General features: G+C 56.2%; 19 protein-coding genes. 10 read left to right on the top strand and 9 right to left on the bottom strand.

What is annotated here, in order from left to right; all coding sequences use genetic code 11:
• Positions 1–49 precede the first annotated feature (49 nt).
• The 4 genes from minC to VCA57_RS11225 all read left to right on the top strand — a co-directional run bounded on the left by minC (position 50) and on the right by VCA57_RS11225 (position 2,634).
• On the top strand, positions 50–775 hold the full coding sequence (minC, locus tag VCA57_RS11240) for a septum site-determining protein MinC (protein WP_411185111.1): 726 nt from the start codon (positions 50–52) through the stop codon (positions 773–775).
• A 100-nt stretch (positions 776–875) separates the two neighbouring features.
• On the top strand, positions 876–1,691 hold the full coding sequence (gene minD, locus VCA57_RS11235) for a septum site-determining protein MinD (RefSeq protein ID WP_411185110.1): 816 nt from the start codon (positions 876–878) through the stop codon (positions 1,689–1,691).
• Positions 1,688–1,942, top strand: coding sequence for a cell division topological specificity factor MinE (gene minE, locus VCA57_RS11230; protein WP_025165363.1), 255 nt, complete (start codon positions 1,688–1,690; stop codon positions 1,940–1,942). Before minD ends, minE begins: the two co-directional genes overlap by 4 nt.
• A gap of 56 nt (positions 1,943–1,998) precedes the next feature.
• Positions 1,999–2,634 (top strand): RluA family pseudouridine synthase, encoded by a 636-nt coding sequence (locus VCA57_RS11225; protein ID WP_411185109.1) that lies wholly within the window; start codon positions 1,999–2,001, stop codon positions 2,632–2,634.
• A gap of 89 nt (positions 2,635–2,723) precedes the next feature.
• Here the strand turns inward: VCA57_RS11225 and VCA57_RS11220 are convergent, their stop codons facing one another.
• Both VCA57_RS11220 and VCA57_RS11215 read right to left on the bottom strand, forming a co-directional pair.
• Complete coding sequence (locus VCA57_RS11220; RefSeq protein ID WP_411185108.1) at positions 2,724–4,325, bottom strand: ATP-binding protein; 1,602 nt, start codon at positions 4,323–4,325, stop codon at positions 2,724–2,726.
• Between the two features lie 19 nt (positions 4,326–4,344).
• Entirely contained in the window at positions 4,345–5,067 is a 723-nt protein-coding gene (locus tag VCA57_RS11215) for a response regulator (RefSeq protein WP_411185107.1), read from the bottom strand.
• A 717-nt stretch (positions 5,068–5,784) separates the two neighbouring features.
• Between VCA57_RS11215 and VCA57_RS11210 the strand changes: the two genes are divergently transcribed.
• The 3 genes from VCA57_RS11210 to VCA57_RS11200 all read left to right on the top strand — a co-directional run bounded on the left by VCA57_RS11210 (position 5,785) and on the right by VCA57_RS11200 (position 11,730).
• The gene (locus VCA57_RS11210; RefSeq protein ID WP_411185106.1) at positions 5,785–8,691 is read left to right on the top strand and encodes a ribonucleoside-diphosphate reductase subunit alpha; all 2,907 of its coding nucleotides are present in this window, start codon (positions 5,785–5,787) and stop codon (positions 8,689–8,691) included.
• 371 nt (positions 8,692–9,062) lie between these two features.
• On the top strand, positions 9,063–10,313 hold the full coding sequence (locus tag VCA57_RS11205; RefSeq protein ID WP_411185105.1) for a ribonucleotide-diphosphate reductase subunit beta: 1,251 nt from the start codon (positions 9,063–9,065) through the stop codon (positions 10,311–10,313).
• A 115-nt stretch (positions 10,314–10,428) separates the two neighbouring features.
• Positions 10,429–11,730 carry a hypothetical protein gene (locus VCA57_RS11200; RefSeq protein ID WP_411185104.1) on the top strand — a complete coding sequence of 434 codons (1,302 nt, stop codon included), beginning with the start codon at positions 10,429–10,431 and terminating at the stop codon, positions 11,728–11,730.
• 1,273 nt (positions 11,731–13,003) lie between these two features.
• Here VCA57_RS11200 and VCA57_RS11195 read toward each other — a convergent pair.
• Entirely contained in the window at positions 13,004–13,303 is a 300-nt protein-coding gene (locus VCA57_RS11195) for a putative quinol monooxygenase (RefSeq protein WP_269382175.1), read from the bottom strand.
• A gap of 407 nt (positions 13,304–13,710) precedes the next feature.
• Between VCA57_RS11195 and VCA57_RS11190 the strand changes: the two genes are divergently transcribed.
• Positions 13,711–14,247, top strand: coding sequence for an REP-associated tyrosine transposase (locus tag VCA57_RS11190; RefSeq protein WP_411185103.1), 537 nt, complete (start codon positions 13,711–13,713; stop codon positions 14,245–14,247).
• 292 nt (positions 14,248–14,539) lie between these two features.
• Entirely contained in the window at positions 14,540–15,502 is a 963-nt protein-coding gene (locus VCA57_RS11185) for a hypothetical protein (protein WP_411185102.1), read from the top strand.
• A gap of 386 nt (positions 15,503–15,888) precedes the next feature.
• On the opposite strand, the gene VCA57_RS11180 is transcribed toward VCA57_RS11185, so the two are convergent.
• The gene (locus VCA57_RS11180) at positions 15,889–16,695 is read right to left on the bottom strand and encodes a PilZ domain-containing protein (protein WP_411185101.1); all 807 of its coding nucleotides are present in this window, start codon (positions 16,693–16,695) and stop codon (positions 15,889–15,891) included.
• A gap of 503 nt (positions 16,696–17,198) precedes the next feature.
• On the opposite strand from VCA57_RS11180, the gene VCA57_RS11175 reads away from it, so the two are divergent.
• Positions 17,199–17,945 carry a substrate-binding periplasmic protein gene (locus VCA57_RS11175; protein ID WP_411185100.1) on the top strand — a complete coding sequence of 249 codons (747 nt, stop codon included), beginning with the start codon at positions 17,199–17,201 and terminating at the stop codon, positions 17,943–17,945.
• Between the two features lie 49 nt (positions 17,946–17,994).
• Here the strand turns inward: VCA57_RS11175 and VCA57_RS11170 are convergent, their stop codons facing one another.
• The 5 genes from VCA57_RS11170 to VCA57_RS11150 all read right to left on the bottom strand — a co-directional run bounded on the left by VCA57_RS11170 (position 17,995) and on the right by VCA57_RS11150 (position 22,836).
• On the bottom strand, positions 17,995–18,183 hold the full coding sequence (locus VCA57_RS11170) for a DUF1289 domain-containing protein (RefSeq protein WP_411185099.1): 189 nt from the start codon (positions 18,181–18,183) through the stop codon (positions 17,995–17,997).
• Positions 18,167–18,502 (bottom strand): hypothetical protein, encoded by a 336-nt coding sequence (locus tag VCA57_RS11165; protein WP_411185098.1) that lies wholly within the window; start codon positions 18,500–18,502, stop codon positions 18,167–18,169. The genes VCA57_RS11170 and VCA57_RS11165 overlap by 17 nt, the downstream gene beginning before the upstream one ends.
• A gap of 189 nt (positions 18,503–18,691) precedes the next feature.
• On the bottom strand, positions 18,692–19,684 hold the full coding sequence (locus tag VCA57_RS11160; protein ID WP_411185097.1) for a GGDEF domain-containing protein: 993 nt from the start codon (positions 19,682–19,684) through the stop codon (positions 18,692–18,694).
• 546 nt (positions 19,685–20,230) lie between these two features.
• The gene (locus tag VCA57_RS11155; protein ID WP_411185096.1) at positions 20,231–20,974 is read right to left on the bottom strand and encodes a class I SAM-dependent DNA methyltransferase; all 744 of its coding nucleotides are present in this window, start codon (positions 20,972–20,974) and stop codon (positions 20,231–20,233) included.
• Between the two features lie 161 nt (positions 20,975–21,135).
• A complete protein-coding gene (locus VCA57_RS11150) occupies positions 21,136–22,836 on the bottom strand; it encodes an ABC transporter ATP-binding protein/permease (protein ID WP_411185095.1) in 1,701 nt (566 codons plus the stop codon).
• Positions 22,837–22,885: the final 49 nt, after the last annotated feature.

Here is a 22,885-nt window from a genome sequence, read left to right as displayed (position 1 = left end):
CCGCTTACTTTCCCCCCAGTTTCTAAATAAGGGCCGTATCAGGCAGACCATGAGCCAAGCTGATCTCCTCGAGCAAGACCCCGTATTCCAGCTAAAAGGCAGCATGCTGGCCATCACCGTGATGGAACTGGCACACAACGACCTCGCCCGCCTTGATCAACAACTCAGTGAAAAGGTCGCCCAAGCGCCCGCCTTCTTCAGTAATACCCCACTGGTATTGGCGCTGGACAAGCTACCGGAAGGCGAAGGGGTTCTCGATCTGGCTGAATTAATGGCCGTCTGTCGCAAGCACGGCTTGCGCACCCTGGCTATCCGCGCCAACCGTGAGGCCGACATCAACGCCGCCGAAGCCCTGGACCTGCCCGTGTTACCGCCTTCCGGCGCACGTGAGCGGCCCATCGACCTGACCCCACCGAAGCCGGAAAAACCTGCTGAGCCCGAGTTCAAACCGACCCGCATCATCACCACGCCAGTGCGTGGCGGCCAGCAGGTATACGCCCAGGGTGGCGACCTCATCGTGCTGGCCCCAGTCAGCGCCGGTGCGGAACTTCTCGCCGATGGCAACATCCATGTTTACGCACCGATGCGCGGCCGGGCACTGGCCGGCATCAAGGGCAATCTCAAGGCACGGATTTTCTGCCAGCAGATGGGCGCAGAACTGCTTTCCATCGCCGGCCAATATAAGGTGTCCGAAGACCTGCGGCGCGACCCACTCTGGGGCCAAGCGGTGCATGTCAGCCTGTCGGGTGATGTGTTGAACATCACCCGCCTTTAACGGATACTGCCGCCACTTTTCAAGGACACAGACAGGGCAGCCGGAAGCCTTAGCTAGGCCACGGCAACCTGCGTTTTTCTACATTTTGGGGTGAATCACCTTGGCCAAGATCCTCGTTGTTACATCCGGCAAAGGTGGCGTTGGTAAAACCACCACCAGCGCCGCTATCGGTACCGGCCTCGCCCTGCGTGGGCACAAGACGGTCATCGTCGACTTCGACGTCGGCCTGCGTAACCTTGACCTGATCATGGGCTGCGAACGCCGCGTGGTGTATGACTTCGTCAACGTGGTCAACGGCGAAGCGACACTCTCCCAGGCACTGATCAAAGACAAGCGCCTGGAAAATCTCTACGTGCTGGCCGCCAGCCAGACCCGTGACAAAGACGCGCTGACCCAGGAAGGCGTTGAAAAAGTCATCAACGAGCTGCGCGAAAACTTCGAATACGTCGTCTGCGACTCACCAGCCGGTATCGAAAAAGGCGCTCACTTGGCCATGTACTTCGCTGATGAAGCGATTGTCGTGACCAACCCTGAAGTGTCCTCGGTACGTGACTCGGACCGCATGCTGGGCCTGTTAGCAAGCAAGTCGCGCCGCGCCGAAAAAGGCGAAGAGCCGATCAAGGAGCACCTGCTGCTGACCCGCTACAACCCGGAGCGCGTGATCAAAGGCGAAATGCTCGGCGTTGAAGACGTCGAAGAAATCCTCGCAATCCGCCTGCTGGGCGTGATTCCTGAGTCGCAAGCCGTACTCAAGGCCTCGAACCAGGGTGTGCCGGTGATCCTCGACGATCAGAGCGATGCGGGCCAGGCTTACAGCGATGCGGTTGACCGCCTGCTGGGCAAGGAAGTGGCACATCGGTTCCTCGACGTGCAGAAGAAGGGATTCATGCAACGCCTGTTTGGAGGTCGTGAATGAACATTTTTGACTTCTTTCGTGAACGCAAGAAAGAAACCACCGCGTCCATTGCGAAAGAGCGTCTGCAAATTATCGTCGCCCACGAGCGCGGCCAGCGCAGCCAGCCGGATTACCTACCGGCCCTGCAGCAAGAGCTGGTCGAGGTGATCCGCAAGTACGTGAATATCGATTCGGACCAAGTACAAGTTGCCCTGGAAAACCAGGGCAGCTGTTCCATTCTGGAACTTAACATCACGCTCCCTGACCGTTAATTGGTTGAGAGCATGCAACGGCGGCCCTGGCCGCCGTTTCTATTTGTGGAAAGCCCATGCCGCTGTCGAATGTCGAAATCCTCCACCAGGACGCCGCCCTGCTGGTGATCAACAAACCTACCCTGCTACTCTCGGTCCCCGGCCGCGCCGAGGATAACCGCGATTGCCTGGTAACTCGCCTGCAGGAAAACGGCTACCCGGAAGCGCGTATCGTCCATCGCCTGGACTGGGAAACCTCAGGAATCATCGTCCTCGCGCGCGACGCTGACAGCCATCGCGAGCTGTCGCGCCAGTTCCACGACCGCGAAACCGAGAAGGCCTATACCGCGCTGTGCTGGGGCCAGCCCGAGCTGGACAGCGGCAGCATCGATTTGCCGCTGCGCTACGACCCGCCGACCAAGCCGCGCCACGTGGTCGACCATGAGCAAGGCAAACATGCGCTGACCTACTGGAAAGTGCTGGAACGCCACGCCGAGCATTGCCGCGTCGAGCTGACGCCGATTACCGGTCGCTCGCACCAGTTGCGCGTACACATGCTATCCATCGGCCACCCGCTACTCGGTGACGGCCTGTACGCCCACGAACAAGCCCTGGCCGCCTACCCGCGCCTGTGCCTGCACGCCAGCATGCTCAGCCTGACTCACCCGCAAAGCGGCGAACGCATGCGCTTCGAATGCCCGGCACCGTTCTGATCATCGACTGGTTAACCGTGTAGCCCGGATGAAATCCGGGGCATCTGTTACAGACAAAGCACTGCTCCCGGATTACATCCGGGCTACTTTCAGCCCTGCTTGCGCGGCCAGATCAGGCTAAAGCACGCGCCACCCAACGCTTCGCTACGACTGACTTGCGCACGGCCACCATGCCAATAGGTGATACGCCGCACGATAGATAACCCCAGCCCATGCCCGCCCGAGGCGCGCGTACGGCTGTCGTCCAGGCGCAGGAAAGGCGTAAAGATATGCTCCCAGGCCTCTTCCGGTACGCCCGGGCCATCATCTTCCACATCAAGGCGACAACGCGTCCGCCCCACCTGATAACTCACCCTGACCCGTGATTCGGCATGGCGCATGGCATTGCTCACCAGGTTCTGCAGCGCGCGATGCAGGTAGCGCAGTTCGGCCTCAACGCAGGCACCGCCGTCGTCCAGCGCGTTGCGCGATGGGCCGTGCTCGACGTGCACACTGGCGCGCAGTGGTGCCAATTCGGTAATCACTTGATCAATCAGCTCGCGCAGATCGACCTGCTGGAAGTTCAGCGCCGGTGAGCCTTGCTCCAGGCGTGCGTAGGTCAACATCTCGTCGACCAGCTTATCGAGGTCCTGGATATCGCTGTCCATGCCCTCCATATATTTGTGCCGCGCCGCATCGGTTTGCGCATCGCCAATCATTTCCAGACCGAAACGCAGGCGAGCGACCGGCGTACGCAGCTCATGGGATACCGCACGGACCATTTCCCGCTGAATACTCAAAGAGCGCTGCAAGTGCTCAGCCATGGCATTAAAGGCAGCAGCCAAACGCCCCACCGAATCACTGCCGCGCGTCGGTACGCGCGCATCCAAACGACCGCTGGCAATCCGCGTGGCGGCTCCCGCCAAATCACTCAGGCGCTGCTCCAGCGGCCGCACCAGCAGGTAGACCATCAGCCCAATAAGGCTCAGGCCCAGCGCACCAATCAGCACCAACCACTGCACGGGATAAGGGTTCATCTGATACAGCGGGCCAATTTCCAGCACCCAGGGCGTGTCGACGATCCCGGAGAACACATAAATGCTGTCACCCCCACGCCCAAGGGCCATTACCGTATCGCCTTCATCTACGCGGCGACGTTGGTCAGAGTCGAGATCGGCCTGCTCAAGACGCACCAGACGCAAATCGAAGCCGAATTGTTTGTCGCGTTTTAACGCGGCCAAGCGCTGTGGCTGCTCATCCCAGGGATAACGCACCAACTCATCAATCAACAAAAAACTGGTGGCGCGCGCCAACTGCTCGCTGACCTGCTGCACATTAGCAACCAGCAGCAGCGGTTGTTCGCCCAACTGACTGTAAATGCGCACCTCGTGGGTGGCGGCCTGTTGCACTAATACTTGGCCGCGCCGCAAATTATTGCGCATGCCGCTGTCCAGACCGGCATCACCCAGCGCCTCAATTTGCAATGGCGTACCGAGCAAGCGCGCCCACACCGCAACCGCGCGTCGCCGCTCAACATCCTCCATTGGCGCGAGGTTATCGGCCATTAGTCGGAACGTGCCCTGAGCCAGCCGCTCGCGGTATTGATCCACACGGGTATCGTTGAGCAACTTCAGCGCGCCGACGCCGAGCAGCGCCACCAGCACCAGCACTGCCAGCATGCCGCCATAGATGCGCAGAAAGATCGAGTTCATAAGCGAGCCACGACGCGACTCATGCCATGGCCTCGGCCGCCTCGGCAACAAACAGATAGCCCTTGCTGCGCACGGTTTTGATCAACCGCGGGTGCATCGGGTCGTCGCCGATTTTCGGGCGGATGCGCGAAATCCGCACATCGATGGAACGGTCTTGGCCGTCATATTCAATACCGCGCAAGGCATTGAAAATTTCCTCGCGGGAGAGAATTCGCCCTGCGTTAGCGGTCAGCAGCCACAACAAATCAAATTCAGCACTGGTCAGCTCGATGCTTTGCTCACCCAGCCAAGCCTCGCGCATGGCGCTGTCGATCACCAGCTGACCGAACTGCAAACGCCGACGCTCGCTCGGGGCCGGCGTTTCGCTGCCTTCATGGCGGCGCAACAGCGCCCTAATGCGAGCCAGCAACACCCTCGGGCGCACCGGCTTGCACACATAGTCATCAGCGCCCATCTCCAAGCCCAGCACCTGATCCATATCATCGGTGCGCGCGGTGAGCATCAAGATCGGCCCATCGTACTGCCCACGTACCTTGCGGCAAATCGACAGGCCATCCTCGCCAGGCAGCATCAGGTCAAGAATCACCAGGTCCGGCTGCTCCTGAAGAATCCGTGCGACGGCCAGCGCACCGTCCATTTCGATAGACACATTTAGGCCATTGCCCTGCAGGTACTCACGGGTCAGCTCGGCCAGACGCTGGTCGTCCTCAACAATAAGAATGTGCCACGACTGCTGTTCCACAACGGACTCCCAGACAAGACCAAAACGGTCGGCATTGTATCAATGCGCCGAGCACTGCATAGCGCATGCCAGGCGCTTGCAAAAACACTAGATGTAGTATCCATCTGTGAGGCAGGCCACGCTTGTACAAACTGCGGAAAAAGCCTGTTTAGCACCGACGAACGGCACACCCCAGTAAGCATGCGGGCTAGCCGCCAACCAGACGCGTTAACCCACAATTCACCCACAACTTATCCACAGGTTGTTCTTGCTCTCTCGCCTTGCAATACCCCTAATAGCGCATTATCTTGTATGCCAATCGCGCGACACCCACCACATGTTGGGTTTAGCCTGGCAATCGGACACAAGAAGAATGATCCGCACACGGCCTGATCCCAGCCCGTTACCGGTCGCCTGAAACGCCCTATACAGTAAGCCAACCCCATTTGGGAAGGCCTGGTTACAGATGCCGCACCTAGCGCACCTGAGCCGTGAAAACAAGACGACCGCCCACGCGGTAAACCACTAGATGTAGTAGTTGAGGCGCTAAAAACGCCTTAGCGTGTGACTTTTGAGCCAGGAAGGCGCTCTAGTCGTTCCTTCTCTGCCCAATTTGCAAGTCCCTTGTGCCCGGCCCTTGGCTGTGTACATGGCGTTGTTGAAATGGAATGAATGGCGATAGCCACAGTGATCGACGGCAAAGCGCCTGACTTATAAATACAGAACATGGAGACTTTCATGCACACCGACACCTCCCGCGAGAACTCGCCGGCCAACGCGCCGCAAGCCAGCGATGACAACCAGAACCTGAGCGCCACCGCGCCAGGTCAACTGCGTGTGATCAAACGTAACGGCACCGTCGTGCCTTACACCGATGACAAAATCACCGTTGCCATCACCAAGGCCTTTCTCGCTGTTGAAGGTGGCACTGCAGCCGCCTCGTCGCGTATTCATGAAACCGTTGAGCGCCTGACCGAACAAGTCAGCGCCACCTTCAAACGCCGCATGCCATCCGGCGGCACCATCCATATCGAAGAAATCCAGGACCAAGTCGAACTGGCCCTGATGCGTGCCGGCGAGCAGAAAGTGGCCCGCGACTACGTGATCTACCGCAACGAGCGCTCCAAGGAGCGTGCCACGCGCAGCAGCAGCGAAATCGCCCAGCCGCACCCAAGCATACGCGTCACCCACCTCGACGGCAGCGTTGCACCGTTGGACATGGGCCGCCTCAACACCATCGTTACCGAAGCTTGCGAAGGCCTGGCTGAAGTCGACGGCGCACTGATCCAGAAAGAAACCCTGAAGAACCTCTACGACGGCGTAGCCCAGAGCGACGTCAGCACCGCCCTGGTGATGACCGCACGCACCCTGGTTGAGCGCGAGCCAAACTACAGCTACGTCACCGCCCGTCTGCTGATGGACAACATCCGCGCTGAAGGCCTGGGCTTCCTCGGTGTCGCCACCAGCGCCACGCACCACGAAATGAGCGAGTTGTACGCCAAGGCACTGCCGGCTTACATCGCCAAAGGTGTTGAGTTCGAATTGCTCAACCCCGTGCTGCTCGACTTCGACCTGGAAAAACTCGGCAAAGCGATCAACCACGAGCGCGACCAGCAGTTCACTTACCTGGGCCTGCAGACGCTTTACGACCGCTACTTCATCCATAAAGACGGCGTGCGTTTTGAGCTGCCGCAAGTGTTCTTCATGCGCGTGGCCATGGGCCTGGCGATTGAAGAGAAACACAAAGAAGACCGCGCCATCGAGTTCTACAACCTGCTGTCGTCCTTCGACTACATGTCGTCCACACCGACCCTGTTCAACGCCGGCACCCTGCGTGCACAGCTGAGCTCGTGCTACCTGACCACCGTGCCGGACGACTTGGGCGGCATCTACGACGCCATCCGCGACAACGCTCTGCTCTCCAAATTTGCCGGCGGTCTGGGCAACGACTGGACCCCAGTACGCTCGCTGGGCGCTTACATCAAAGGCACCAACGGCAAGTCGCAAGGCGTTGTGCCGTTCCTTAAAGTAGTCAACGACACCGCAGTTGCAGTGAACCAGGGCGGCAAGCGCAAAGGCGCGGTCTGCGCCTACCTGGAAACCTGGCACATGGACATCGAAGAGTTCATCGAGCTGCGTAAAAACACCGGTGACGACCGTCGCCGCACCCACGACATGAACACCGCCAACTGGATTCCAGACCTGTTCATGAAGCGCGTCTTCGACGACGGTAAGTGGACCCTGTTCAGCCCGTCCGAAGTGCCAGACCTGCACGACCTCACCGGTAAAGCCTTCGAAGAGCGCTACGAGTACTACGAAGCCCTGATCGAATACGGCAAGATCAAGCTGCACAAAACCATTCAGGCTAAAGACCTGTGGCGCAAAATGCTCTCCATGCTGTTTGAAACCGGCCACCCATGGCTGACCTTCAAAGACCCATGCAACCTGCGCAGCCCGCAGCAGCACGTGGGCGTGGTGCACAGTTCGAACCTGTGCACCGAAATCACCCTGAACACCAACGCCGACGAAATCGCCGTGTGCAACCTGGGCTCCGTCAACCTGCCGAACCACATCGTTGACGGCAAGCTGGACACCGCCAAGCTGCAGAAGACCATCAAGGTCGCCGTGCGCATGCTCGATAACGTGATCGACATCAACTACTACTCGGTGCCGCAGGCGCGTAACTCCAACTTCAAGCACCGTCCGGTGGGTCTGGGCATCATGGGCTTCCAGGACGCGCTGTACCTGCAGCACATCCCGTACGGCTCCGAGGCTGCCGTCGAGTTCGCGGACAAGTCCATGGAAGCGGTCAGCTACTACGCCATCCAGGCCTCCTGTGACCTGGCCGACGAGCGTGGCGCTTACGAAACCTTCCAGGGTTCGCTGTGGAGCAAAGGCGTACTGCCGCTGGATTCACAACAGATCCTTATCGAGCAGCGCGGCCAGAAGTACATCGACGTCGACCTGACCGAGTCCCTGGACTGGGCGCCGATCCGTGCCCGTGTGCAGAAAGGCATCCGTAACTCGAACATCATGGCCATCGCACCGACCGCCACCATCGCCAACATCACCGGCGTATCGCAGTCAATCGAACCGACCTACCAGAACCTCTACGTGAAATCGAACCTCTCGGGCGAATTCACCGTGATCAACCCGTACCTGGTGCGCGACTTGAAAGCCCGTGGCCTGTGGGACTCGGTCATGATCAACGACCTGAAGTACTACGACGGCTCCGTGCAGCAGATCGAGCGCATCCCACAAGAGCTGAAAGACCTCTACGCCACCGCGTTTGAAGTCGACACCAAGTGGATCGTTGACGCCGCCAGCCGCCGCCAGAAGTGGATCGACCAGGCGCAGTCGCTGAACCTGTACATCGCCGGCGCTTCGGGCAAGAAGCTCGACGTGACCTACCGCATGGCTTGGTACCGTGGCCTGAAAACCACCTACTACCTCCGTGCCCTGGCCGCGACCAGCACCGAGAAGTCCACCATCAGCACCAGCAAACTCAACGCCGTGTCCAGCGGTGGCAACGACGGCCTGAGCGCAGCACCGGCCAAGGCTCCGGAAGTGGAAATGAGCGCCGGTCCAGCTCCAGTGCCGAAGGCCTGTGCCATCGACGAGCCAGACTGCGAGGCGTGCCAGTAAGTGTTCGGCAGCGCGTGGATCTGAGCGGCGTGCGCGTTGTTGCCTGATCGGTCGGCCCCCATCACATACAGTCGTATGCTCAGGGGTTCCAACCGACCAGGCGCCTAGCGCTCACTCGCTCAGCTACACGCTTGAATGTCGAGCAAAAAGCCGAAGCACAGATCAAAGCAATACCTCGGGAGAGGGCTAAGTAACACCGCCCTCCCCACTTATTACCCGCTGCGCTGGAGTAGAGGACAGACCCGACAGGGCCGCCCGCCCCGACCAGTGGTAGCCGTTTTGCCCTTGCGCGCTGTACGCAACGGAACACAATCAGACTGTATATCCACACAGGTCGGTTATTTCACCGACCCGCAAGCAGGAGCCAAGCCATGCTGAGCTGGGATGAATTTGACAAGGATGACGACGCCGAAGTCGCCGTAGCAAGCAAAGCCTCTGCCCAAACGGCAGACATGAGCATCGACAAACTCGATCAGGTTGGCGGTGCCGCCGCCGTTGAAGCCCGCGCCGTAGCCAGCGATGACAGCGACGCCGTCGCCCGCGCCAAAGCCTCGCTCGACCAACTCGACATCGCCGAAGGCCTGGCCGAACTGGAAGGCACCGCCGCGCGTGTTGCCGTCGACGAAAAACGCATGATCAACTGCCGCGCCGACCTCAACCAACTTGTACCCTTCAAGTACGACTGGGCCTGGCAGAAGTATCTGGATGGTTGCGCCAACCACTGGATGCCGCAAGAAGTGAACATGAACGCGGACATCGCGTTGTGGAAAACCCCGGACGGCCTGACCGACGACGAGCGCCGCATTGTCATGCGCAACCTCGGCTTCTTCTCCACCGCCGACAGCCTGGTTGCCAACAACCTCGCCCTGGCCGTGTACCGCCTGATCACCAACCCGGAGTGCCGCCAGTACATCCTGCGCCAAACCTTCGAAGAGGCGATCCACACCCACGCCTACCAGTACTGCATCGAATCGCTGGGCATGGATGAAGGCGCGATCTTCAACATGTACCACGAGATTCCATCGGTCGCGAAGAAAGCCAGCTGGGGCCTCAAGTACACCCGTTCGATCTCCGACCCGACCTTCAACACCGGCACCGTTGAGACCGACAAAGAACTGCTGCGCAACCTGATCGCCTACTACTGCGTACTGGAAGGCATCTTCTTCTATTGCGGCTTCACCCAGATCCTCTCCATGGGTCGCCGCAACAAGATGACCGGCGTCGCCGAGCAGTTCCAGTACATCCTGCGTGACGAGTCCATGCACTTGAACTTCGGCATCGACGTGATCAACCAGATCAAGATCGAAAACCCGCACCTGTGGGATGCCCAGCTGAAAGACGAAGCCACCCAGATGATTCTCCAAGGCACCCAGCTGGAAATCGAATACGCACGCGACACCATGCCGCGCGGCGTACTGGGCATGAACGCCGCGATGATGGAGGACTACCTCAAATTTATCGCCAACCGTCGTCTGACCCAGATTGGTTTGAAGGAAGAGTACCCAGGTACCACTAACCCGTTCCCATGGATGTCGGAAATCATGGACCTGAAGAAGGAGAAGAACTTCTTCGAGACGCGAGTTATTGAGTATCAGACGGGTGGGGCATTGAGCTGGGATTGATTTATAGCTGCCGCTAGCCACATCACATAAAGCTGTGCCTTACATGGATGTCGGGGTGGCTAGATAGACTAAAAGCCCCGCTATATGCGGGGCTTTTTAATAGCAAGGAAAAAACATGCACGAAGCTCTAAGCGACCTCTGCGACTCCCTTGATGATCTTGCCAATACGCTCTTGAATGCCTGGAGTGATAACAGAACGCTTAAAGATGCGCATGGTTGGCATCACCCACCATTAACCAGGCAAGACATCGCTGAAATCCCTCAATCCCTTATTAGCAAGCTTGAAAAATTTGACATCGACGAAATAAGCAAAGAAATAGAAGATAAAATCAAGCTATTCCCTAACAAAGTAGAACAACTTAAACGAGATACCATAGCTTATATATTTAATGGAAATGCTCACCAAGCGCTCCCAGCCTACATGACCACAATGAACTGGATCAACCTCGTTCTCGAACCTCTATTTTCATGGGAAAACCTGAAAGACACAAAAGCCATGCCGCATCAAATGGCAAAACGGCTTCGCACAATAAAAGCGGAAATTGATCAACTAACTCCAAACAAAGATGAAATCACCAATCAAATTCGTCTAATCCAAGACGCTACTGCGGCTGCGGAATCGCTACCAACCGACTTACAAGCATTAATAGATGCACGAGCTAAAATTGAACGACTCTCAGATGACTCTGTTAAATTCCATAGCGCAATAGAGCAGCGCAACATTGCGACGACCAGCTATGAACAAGCAATAACCAATAGAGCTAGCGCAGCTGAGAGACTTGTTACACAGTGCGAAGAAGCATACAGAATTACAACAACAAAAGGTTTAGCTGCAGGATTTGACCAAAGAGCGGGAAAGCTTGGAGCATCCATGTGGGTATGGGTAGCAGGCCTAATCATGTCCTTAGGGATAGGTGCATTTCTGGGATCAGAAAGAATATCAAGCCTCACAAAGTCATTATCTAATCCCGACCCAAGATGGGAAATAATTCTTGCGCAGGTAATTCTATCAGCACTCAGCGTAGGAGCTCCGCTTTGGTTCGCGTGGGTTTCAACAAAACAAATCAGTCAAAGATTCCGACTAGCTGAAGATTATGCGTTCAAAGCATCGGTTGCCAAAGCATATGAAGGTTATAGAAAAGAAGCCGCTAGAATTGACGAAGCATTTGAAGCTCGACTATTTAGCTCCGCTTTGACTCGATTAGAAGAAGCACCATTAAGGCTAGTCGAAACAGATCACCACAACAGCCCTTGGAGTGAGTTATTTAGTTCACCTCACTTCCAAAAAGCACTAGATACAATTCCAGAACTCCGGGATAAATTTATTTCCCTTTCAAAATCCGGATTCGAGTCACTCGCACAAGACCGCCGACATACAAAGGTAAAAGATCAATCGACCGCATTAGACGGCGAGTAGCCTTTGATAAAACTAATCTATTCATTTCCTCCGTTGTACGCCGCTACTGGTTTCGCCCTTACGGCGAGTTACTTTGTTTGGGCGATTTATTGATCGTTCCCACGCTCCGCGTGGGAATGCATACCCCGACGCTCCAGCGTCCACCAGCAGGCAGTTACACATCTGAGCCCAGTAGCGACGCAGAGCGTTGATCGTTCCCACGCTCTGCGTGGGAATGCAGCCCTCGACGCTCTGCGTCGATCACTACCAGGCTCTACACCTCAGCTAGTCGCTATCACGGAACAGAAAGCAGGACGCGGAGCGTCCTCAAATGCGTGCCCACGCGGAGCGTGGGTACGATCAGATAATTATGTTCTACGCCGCCCTTTTCTACTGATTTCGCCTTTATGGCGAGTCACTTTCTCTTTACTCGCTTCGCTCGCCCTTCGGGCCAGCCTGCGGCTGTTACTACGCTTCGCTCCGTATGCTCGCGCGAAAGAGAAAGTAACCAAAGAGAAAGCGCGCCCGGCATCCGGGTTTCGCTGCGCTCAACTCCCCTCGCTCCGGTGCTGTTCCGAGGGTCGTCACGGTGGGCCATCCCTGGCCCATCGTTCCTCGTTTGGCATCCATGCCAAACGCCCCTCTCCACAACACCTCCACTCGGCCTCCTGACGGGATTCGGGGACCGCGTTGTTTGGGCGATTTGTGGAAGGCAGAGCGAAAGGCAAAAGCAGAGCGACAGCAGAAGCATCGCGGGCAAGCCCGCTCCTACAGGTAAGGTTGGCATTCGTAAGATGGGTGGAGCGCAGCGATACCCATCAAAAAGCTGTGGTTCTGCTTTTGGTCATCAAACCGCAATGGCACAGACGACGCCAAACGCCCCATCAGGAGGCCGAGTGGAATCGTTGCGGAAGGGGTTGAGCGGCATGGATGCCGCGAGAGCCGCGATGGGCCAGGGATGGCCCTTCGCGGCGGGCCCCTGGAGCAATGATGGAACGAGGGAAGTCGAGCGCAGCGAGACCCGGATGCAAGGGGCAAGACCTCTTGGTTACTTCTGGGGCGTCTGCCAGAAGTGACCCGCCGTAAGGGCGGAACCATTCGACCGGACAATAAATAAGCGGCGTATGTACGCAAGGCAGAGCGCAACGAGCAAGTTGATCGTTCTCACGCTCCGCGTGGGAATGCATACCCCGACGCTCCAGCGTCCACCAGCAGGCAGTTACACATCTGAGCCCAGTAGCGACGCAGAGCGTCGCAAGATTGCTACCACGCAGGAGCGTGGGAGCTATCGGGATCAGTTCGAAACCTGCTCCAAGAAAATCAGCTGCAATGGCTCACTGAGCAAATCATCAGCCGTGGCGGCAAACCGCTGAAAATACGGCGTCGCAAAATGCGCATCCAGCGCCGCCTGGTCCTTGAACGCTTCACGCATATAGAACGTGCCAGGCTCATCCCGTCGTTCAAACAACACGTAATCAAGGTTGCCCGGCTCGGCCCGCGTCGGTTCGATCAGGGTCAACAAGCCCGCTTTAAGCGCCTCCTGTTTACCGGGTTTGGCTTTGAGTACGGCAAGGGATACCAGTGGTTTGGTCATGGTGTTGGCTCTTTCAGGGGGTTGGCTTGCACATCCGGCGACGGCAGTGAACATTAGCGCACACAGCCAATAGCCTAAGTGCTTGATCGGAGGTTTCATCGTTATCACTCGCTGTGGACTGGGCTTATCCTTGTCGATCCAGCCACGAAGAAACACCGACAAACTGCGCTAACACTTTCTTCAGCGGATTGAAAATGAAGCGCCTTGAATCACCATTACCTTGTTAGATCGTTCCCATGCTCCGCGTGGGAATGCAGCCCTCGACGCTCTGCGTCGAAGACTACCCAAATCAACACGTCAGCTAATATCTATCGTGGGTCAAAAAGCAGGACGCGGTGCGTCCAAGAAGACGTACCCACGCGGAGCGTGGGTACGATCAGATAGCACTCGATTCAAGGATGAATCCAATGGGCCGTAGCCGCTACGTCATCATCGAACCGGGAAAACCACATTTCCTTACCTGCACGGTGATGGAATGGCTGCCGCTGTTCACCCGCCCCGCGCTAGTCGACATCCTGCTCGACTGCTGGCGCTATCAACAGGCAAACCAAGGCTTACGCCTCTACGGTTACGTCATTCTGGAAAACCATCTGCACTTCGTCGCCCAAGCGCCTGACTTAGGCAAATGTGTCAGCAGTTTCAAGTCATTCACCGCAAGGCAAATCATTGATCATCTGCAAGCACGAGGGGCAGAGCGTTTGCTGGAGCGACTGCGCTTCGCCAAGCGTGCGCACAAGGCTGACCGTGTGTATCAACTCTGGCAGGAGGGCTCACATGCGGAGTTGGTATACAGCGATGCTGTGATGCAGGAAAAGCTCGACTACATCCATCACAACCCAATCAAACGTGGCTATGTAGACCGAGCGGAGCATTGGCGTTACTCCAGTGCCAGAAACTATGCAGGGCAGCCGGGGTTAATTGAGATAAACCAATGGGCTTCGTGACGCGGAGCGTCACTGACTACATTCCCACGCAGAGTGTGAGAACGATCATCAAATGGGTTATCGCATCCACTTTCCGAATGGGGGGGCGCTCGGAATGCATTCACGCAGCGCGTGGACGATCGGAAGAAGAATCAGCGTTACAGATTTAGCCTCTGTACACTTTCGCTTTTAAACCGACGCCAGGGACGATGAAATGCAACAGAAATGGATTGATCGTCCGGCAGCGGACACGGATTGGATTGATCTGGCGCTTGAGCTATCTAACGGCTTTTTTCGCCGGCACTTTTCCTTGGTGGCCAAGGTCGCCCCGCCGCTCTTCGGCTTTGCCATATTCGTCTTCTATTTCTACCGCAACCATTTCTACCCCAGCTTCGATCTGTTCCAGTTCTCCTCTTTGCTGCTTGCTGCTGCGGCCATTGGCTTCGCCATCATTGGCGTTCTGGTAGTGCCGCTGTTCCTACCGGGCCCGTGGATTTTCAGCCAATTTCTTGAGCACAAGACGATCAAGGACGAGCTGCGGTACTCGCGCCCCTATGTCGATGACCAACGCGTCTGGTGGGTATTGAAACTGGGCAGCCTGGTGTACTGGCTGCCCTTCTTGGCCTGTACGGCCGGGCTGCTGGCGGTCGCAGCCCTTGCTCCGAAACTCTTTGTGCTGTCGATCATTTTGCTGCCCATTCTAGTCAGCCTGATCACCGGCCTAATCGTCCAAGCCGCTTTTGGCTTGCCGCCGTTCAGCTTCCTTCGCTATCTATGGGCCGCAGATGTAGCAGTCATGACAGTAGGTGGGTTTATCACCTTCATCCTGGTGCAAACCGCGCCGGTCATCGAAGGGTTCGATATTGGTGCCTGGAAGTGGCTGGTTTATATCGCTGTCATGCTGGCCGTCTCATTTATAGCGGCGATGTGCTCGTTTCTCTTTATCGCAGGCTGGAATGTCGCACTGCACTTTTCCGTATTTTTCGCCCTAGGGATTGCCGGCTACAGCGGCCTACTCACCACCCTGCCAGACAAAACAGTGCGTGCCCTGGGGCTCGGGAATTATCAAGCCGAGACACTCTTGCTGGAGCAGAGCTACTGCGACGGGGCGGTGCCAGAACAACTACAGCTGGACGAAAGCTGCGCACAGAAAAAGATCCACGTCGTTTGGTCACTGGGTGAAAACCTGATGCTTCGCACCAATGATGAACGCATCATACAAATCCCATCTAAATTCATTCGGGCCATTGTGAAGTCAGGCGAAAATAGCGAGTAGCCCGGACAACCGCCGCACTAAATGATGGATGAAAAGAGCGCCATCCCCCCTACACCGTGATGGGCCAGGGATGGCACTTCGTCGGTGGGCCGCATCCGGTCGGGCCCCTGGAGCAATGATGGAGCGAGGGAGTCCGACGCAGTCTGGCCGGATGCAAGGGGCAAGACTTCTTGCTTACTTTTGGCGGGGCCGGCCATCCGGGTACCTGCCAAAAGTGAACCGCCGCAAGGGCGGAACTGTTAAGCCGAGCAATGGAAATGCGGCGGATAACCACCAATCCAACATCCCAAACTTGATCGTTCCCGCGTGGGAGCGTGGGAGCTATCGGTGTGGTAAATAGCTGTTTTAAAAATCAGCAAGGGCTGAAGGCGACCGGCAATACAGCGCTACTGCAGAGCATCCTTCGTAGAGTTCAAGCGCACGCCCAGACCGCCGCTGGTAACGCGCACCGCCACTCCGCTTACAATTTTCGATTCAACAGGTAGGCCGCTGACCTGCACGGTAAGCAACTCACCTTCGGTGAAGGTTTTGTCGGCATCTTTTAACACCACAAACACACCTGTGTCGGAGATGTCTCTGGTCACACCCGTCAACGTGCCGCGCTGGCCTTCGATTGTGACTGTCAGTTCAAGGTTAGAGCGCAATGCCTTGCGGTCGGCTTTGGTTTGAGTGGCTTCTTTACGCCGCGCCTCTAACTGAATACGTTCATCAAGCAGTTGGTTTTGCAGTTGCTCTTCTACCCAGGCGGATCGCACACTGTTATTGCTGGCTTTGGCTAAGCGTACAGCTTTATCGTTTTGCGCTATTGCTGCGAGCAACTTTGAACTGGTGTTGGGTGAGGAGGCTTTAGCTCCTGGACTGTTAAGTAAAATTTCATCTTTCAGCGTTTCGATGCGCTCACTAATTATCGATAGTTGTTGCGCTGCTGCCGACATACTTGCAGCCGAAAAAGGAATCCCAAGTTTAAAGCGAAGCTTGTCAACGACAGTCAGTTTGGCTTTGGCTTCTTGCTCCAGCAGTTGCTGGCTCACAAGTTCACTACGCAGCTGTTCACAGTGTTCCACGGCGTCTTTGAGCGCAGAGAGGAAATCCTCGTTAACGCGCTCGAGCTCCTGCTCAAGCCAGCGTTGATTCAGTTCAACTCTGATCTGTTCAAGTCGCACAGCTTTTGCTGTGGAGCGGTCGGTGGTCATCGATTCAGCACCATACATTCAGTCCATGTTTTTCGAGTATATCTTTTTGATCGTTGCCGCGATCCGCGTGGGGATGCAGACCTCAACGCTCCAGCGTCCACCAGCAGGCAGCTTCACAACTTAGCCCAGTAGCGCCGCAGAGCGTCGCAAGATTACTCCCAATCAAGCGCATGCAAGCCATCAACGATTAATTAGTCACGCTGCGGACGATTGCAGAGCTGGAGGTGTGATGCAACCCGCATGGTACTCATCCAACAGCTGCTGCCAACTTCTGTTTACCGGACAATGCCCGCCCAACTGGAACCACACCTCGGCCGAGAGCAGCTTATGCTGATGAAGACCGTTGCGCGGCCGCTGCATGCTTATCGCTTCACCGAGCCACACTCCGCGTGAAAAGGCACGGCTCGGAATCCATTTGGTAGGCATCAACCTCACGCATCAAATTAACCAGGCGAACCTCAGAATGTTCGCGTCACGATAATCAAGGTCACAAGGAGTTGCCCATGCTTAACAAAATAATCTGCCGCATAGCATTCGCACTACTGCCGCTGTTCGCTGGCACCACCCAGGCAGCCGATATGGTTCAAATCCTGACGCAGAATTATCCGCCATTCAGCATGTCGGCCAGCGGCAAGAACTTCGAGCGCGAAGGCGGTATTAACGGGATCGACAAGGAGGTAGTGGTCGAGATGTTCAAGCGTGCCGAGGTGCCCTACCAGATGACACTGCGGTTCCCTTGGAGCCGCTTGCAAGAGATGGCCGAAAAACAACCCAGCTTTGCCGTGTATTCGCTCAGCCGCACGGTAGACCGCGAGTCACGCTTCAAGTGGGTCGGGCCATTGAGTGAAATTCAACTGGTGCTCCTGAAGACTCCCGGTAACCCGATCGTATTGAACAGCCTCGACGACGCCCGCAAGTACAGCATTGGTTCGGTCGAAGGCACCAGTGTCAGCCAGTATCTGGCAAAGCAAAACTTCACCGTGAAAAACGTCTTGAGCAATGCGCCAGCCAAGCTGCAAACCGGTGAATTTGACCTGTGGGCGACCACCAACCCGGCAGGCAACTACGAGGCTGGAAAGGCAGGTATCGGCAAGCTGGAAGTGGCCTTTGCCATAAGCAGCACGCAACTGTATCTGGCGCTGAACAAGGAAACGCCGGATGAAGTCGTACAGAAACTGCAAAGCGCTCTGGATCAGTTGCGTAAGGAAGGCTTCATTGATCAGGTGGCCGCCCGCTACCTGAACAACTGATCGACACTTGTTCGTTCCCCCACACTGCGAGGGAACGATCAACCTCTCGCTAGCCTTTGCTCTTCTTCTTAGCTATCGCCTTCACCCGCGCTGTAGCCCTCTGCACGGTAGCCATCTTCTCCGGCCGTTTCATGCCCCGCCATTTACGGATTTCCTCACGCGTACGCCCACAACTTACGCACAATTCGCTGTTGAGCTGGCACAGCGACACGCAGGGGTTTTCAATGTCCTTGGCCACGTCTGCCCCTTGCCGGTTGCTCGACTGCAAACGCCACGTGTTCAGCAATGCTGGAAACGCTGATACCCACCTCATCGAAGGCAGCCAGGGTCAGTGCCAACATCCTCGCCTTGTCCGAACCGGCGAGTGCGTGCGCCTTATGCGCCTCACTATCGAACATCCAGGTCACGCGCAGGCTCTGCGGGAAACACTCGTAGTCCACCTCATGGGTCAGCCACTGGAAGCCGACGATTTCGCTTTTTGCCGTTTCACAGGCCAGGGTCAGGGTACGGATCAGCTCACGCTCCGTACCTGAGTATTTTCGTTTCGGCGATGGCATAAGGCTCTTCCGGGTCTGCGTTCAGTACGCCGCCATATTACCCGAGACGCACCACGGCCAGAGGGAACAGGTTGATCTGCGGCGACCACTGCGGCACGCGCCAAAGGACGCAGCCGCGTACGACATGGTTGCAGCCACTCCCTCTTGATCGTGCCCACGCTCGGCGCAGGTACGATCATCAAAAATGCGCTAGCCGATTACCGCAGAATCGTCACTGAACACTGCACAGTCACGGCCACCCGCCTTGGCTAAATAAAGTGCTTCATCAGCGCGCTTCAGCCAGGTATCAGCCGTAGTCCCCGGCACCCAGGCAGACACGCCAAATGACACTGTTACTTGCTTACCATCCGGCGTTTTCAGATTATTCCTGATTGCCTCTCTAAGGTTGTTGATACACGCCTGTTGCTGCTCAAGGCTGACCTCAGAAATAAGCAGGACAAACTCCTCTCCGCCGAACCGGTAAAGCCGATCATATTTGCGAATATTGGCCATAGTAATGGCGACAAAATCTCTCAACACTTGATCGCCAACAGCATGACCATAATTATCATTCACCACCTTAAAGTGGTCGACATCCACAATAGCTAATAACTGTTGAGTGCCATTACGTTGCGCACTGGATAATGCCGCCGCCATATCTGAGCGCAACGAGCGACGATTAAAAGCTCCCGTCAAAGGATCAATAGTATTCAAGGTCTCCAGCAGATTGAACTGCTTCAAACTATGACTAGCATACACATAAGCACTCATTGACAACATCAAGCTCGTGATAACAAAAGAATCCAGCGAGACAATCTTGAACACATCCGCCAAGGCCACCACCACAGCACCCGCAACAAAATTTATCAGCAGGGCTTCAACAGGCCTTACTAGAATAAACGTGCTAGCGCACACCGGGTAAACCCACAAAACACCATCCACTCCATTATTAATAGCAACGGTCACTGCGCCAGCGTTAATAAATACGGCAGCTATCGCACTGACAATTCGAGTTTTTTTGAATAAATACGCGCAAGCCACAATGCTTATGAGGCCCATAATAAGCAGCATATCAACGAGCATTGCGATGAAGTTACCTTCCTGATAACGGATAACCACAAAGGGAGCAACACCCAATACCGCAACTGCACCGAGCAACGCCAACATCGAGAGCTGATATTTTTCACGCAGTTGATTTATCATAATTCTCTCAAAATAAAAATGACCACTACTAAAATCTAAAACTACTTAGCCAAGCTAAAAAAACACTGCACCCATGTATTTTCTCGTCACTCATAAACCATGGCTTACTTATGCAAGAAATCCCAAACAGCACTTCACACTGATTGTTACGAATTTACAGCTTTCCACAATTTGAATACTGCCCACAAAATCAGGCAACAGCTAAAATCTAAAAAACATCAGACTTTTCTCGTCAAACAATTGATAACGAAAATACTGAAGGAAAACTCTGAAATTATCTTCTGAGGGGGCTTCAAAACTTAAGAGTAAACACTGGACCAGCTGTGCCCGCTCCCTCTTCGGCCGGTGCAGGGCTTCATACCCAATATTCTGCAGCTCCATGGCAAAACCTCTCGTTTATCTGCCGATAAATCTTGGCACGGATGATTAGCAGGTGCCATGGTTCGGTGCTTGCGTTTTACACATAGCAACCCAGCAAACACCTACCTCGACACGCTACTGGCATCGCCCAGCCGACGCAAAGCACCCCACGTTGTGACTCACGCGCTAAATCTTCACGCAGGCAAACAGTGCATTACCAGACTCGCCATCCCACGGGATGAGCTTCTGGTAATCATGCTCTAGCACATGCACCTCAAAGTACGGTTGCAACAGCGCCTGTAACTGCACAAAACTCACCGCTACCATCGGATGCTCGTCGTGCCACACCTCGGTTTGCCCTGCGGTGGACTTCTCAATGCGCAAGCGCAACGTCTGCCGCTCACCCTCGCCCGCATAGCTCCAGCCGGAACTAAAGGTGAACTGGCTGTCGCCATACTGGGCGTTGTGTGCGGTAAATAAGCGGTTGTCGATTTTGTCCTTATCCACCGCGTTAAAGCAGAACAGGCCATTGGCATCGAGCGCGGCATGCACGCTGGCGATGCAGGCTTGCAGCCGCTCAAGCGTGCCGCTGTAGTGGATGGAATAGAGAAAGCAGGTGATCAAGTCCTGCGGTTCAGTCACGCTGAAACTGCACATATCCTGCAGCGAAAAGTGCGCCTGCGGGCAGCGAATGGCGGCTTTGTCCAACATCGGCTGATTGATATCCAGCCCACTGCTGCTGTAACCGGCATCGAGAAAATGGCGCACGTGCGGCCCCGTCCCGCAGGCCACATCCAGATGGCGGCTGCCGTCGTTGCCAAACAACTGCTGCAACCGATGAATGCAGTGGCTTTGCGCCTGGTAGTCGATATCGGCGCACATCAGATCGTAGTAATCGGACAGATCACTATAGAGAGCATTAATGGACATAGTGACCTGATGATTGATGCGCGGCTTTTTCGGTGGCGCATCATAGCCGAAGCCAGACCACAGAGAAGCGGTCGTTGCGGCGCAACTGCCGAGGCCAAGGACGGGTCTGCTCAACAAGAGCCAGCGGCGGGCTAAACGCCTGAACGTTTAGCCCAAGGGATTCAGCCTGCCACCACCTCACCGGCGCGGATAAGTAGATGGCGCTGATGCAGGGCATACAAGCTGCGACGATGGCCGACGCTGATCAGCGTGGTCTCCGGTAATGCCTCGACGAGCACACGGTAAAGCAGGCTTTCGTCGGCCTCGTCCAATGCGGAGGTGGCTTCATCAAGAAACAGCCAGGCGGGTGCCAGCAACAACGCTCGGGCGATGGCTAGACGTTGCTGTTCACCGGGCGAGAGGGTTTGTTGCCAATGGGCAGTCTCGTCTAGCCGCGCCAACAAGCCATCGAGCCGGCAGCGTTGCAGCGCGTGCTGCATGGCCTCAGATGTATAGTCGCTGGGGCTGTCCGGGTAGCACAGCACGGCGGCCAGGGTATCTACTGGCAAGTACGGTTTTTGCGGCAAGAACAGGGTTGTCGCGGCTGGCATCGACAGTTGCCCGCTGCCCTTGTCGAGCAGCCCGGCCATGGCACGCAACAAGGTGCTTTTGCCGGTACCGGAGCTACCGCCCAACAGCACGTGCTCACCGGGCAACAAGGACAAGCGCGGCACCGCCAGCTCGCGGCCATCGCCCAGCGGCAAACACAGGTTATCGATCTCGATGCTGCCACCCTGGCCCACCACGCTCAGGGGCTTTTGCGCGGCATTGCCGGCCATCGCCTGATCAAAGCTCAATAGCCGATCACAGGTTGCCCGCCAACTGGCAAGGCTGGCGTAGGCATCGATAAACCAGCTCATGCTTGACTGCACATTGCCGAACGCCGAGTTAATTTGCATCAGCTCGCCCAGTTCGATCTTGCCGGCGAAATAGCGCGGCGCGGCAATCAGCAACGGGAAGATGGCCGCTGCCTGGCCATAGCCCGAGGTGAAAAAGGTCAGGCGCTTCTGCACCTTCATCAGGTTCCAGTAGTTACTCCAGACCTTACCGAAGCGGGCCATCAAGCGTTGCTGCTCATTAGTCTCGCCGTGGTACAGGGCGATGCTCTCGGCGTTTTCGCGCACGCGTACCAGGCCAAAACGCATATCGGCTTCGTAACGCTGCTGCTGGTTGTTAAGCGAAATCAGGCGGCGTGCAATGTAATGGGTGATCACGCTGCCGATGCTGGCATAGAGCAACGCCACCCAAAACATGTAACCCGAAATCTGTATACCCAACAGCTCAAAGGAGCCGGACAGCCCCCAGAGGATCACCGAGAACGACGCGAGGCTGACCAGGTTACGCAACAAGCCAAGGCTGAGACCCAGGGTCGAGCTGGTGAAACCATCGATGTCGTCAGCCAGTCGCTGGTCAGGGTTGTCGGTGTAACCGCCGCGTTCAAGCCGGTAGTAGTTCTTATCGCGCAGCCAAGTCGCAAAGTACTTTTCACTCAGCCAGCGCCGCCAGCCGATGGTCAGCATCTGTGTGAGGTAGAGTCGATACACTGCCATCAGGATTGCCACCGCAGCGATCGCACAGAAGATCAGCACCAGCCTGATGAAAGCACTCAAATCATGGTTTTGCAGGGCGTTGTAGAAGTAGCGATACCACTGGTTTAGCCCGACCGAAACGCCAACATCCGCAAGTTCAAGGGCGAAGACGACGGCTAACAGCAGCCAGGCTTTGGAGCGCTCCGCGCTGCGCCAGTAAGGCGTAACCATCGCCCATACCTGGCGTAGGAAATGCTCATGTTCAGTGCGGGGTACGACGTAGTTTTCCGACATCTGCCGACAGCTCCACAAGGCTACGGGACCGCAATTGCAACGGCGCTCT

The organism is Pseudomonas sp., assembly GCF_046581935.1.
Classification (GTDB): Bacteria; Pseudomonadota; Gammaproteobacteria; order Pseudomonadales; family Pseudomonadaceae; genus Aquipseudomonas.
The sequence above is the reverse complement of the archived record's forward strand: the minus strand, read 5'-3'. Positions and strand labels throughout refer to the sequence as shown.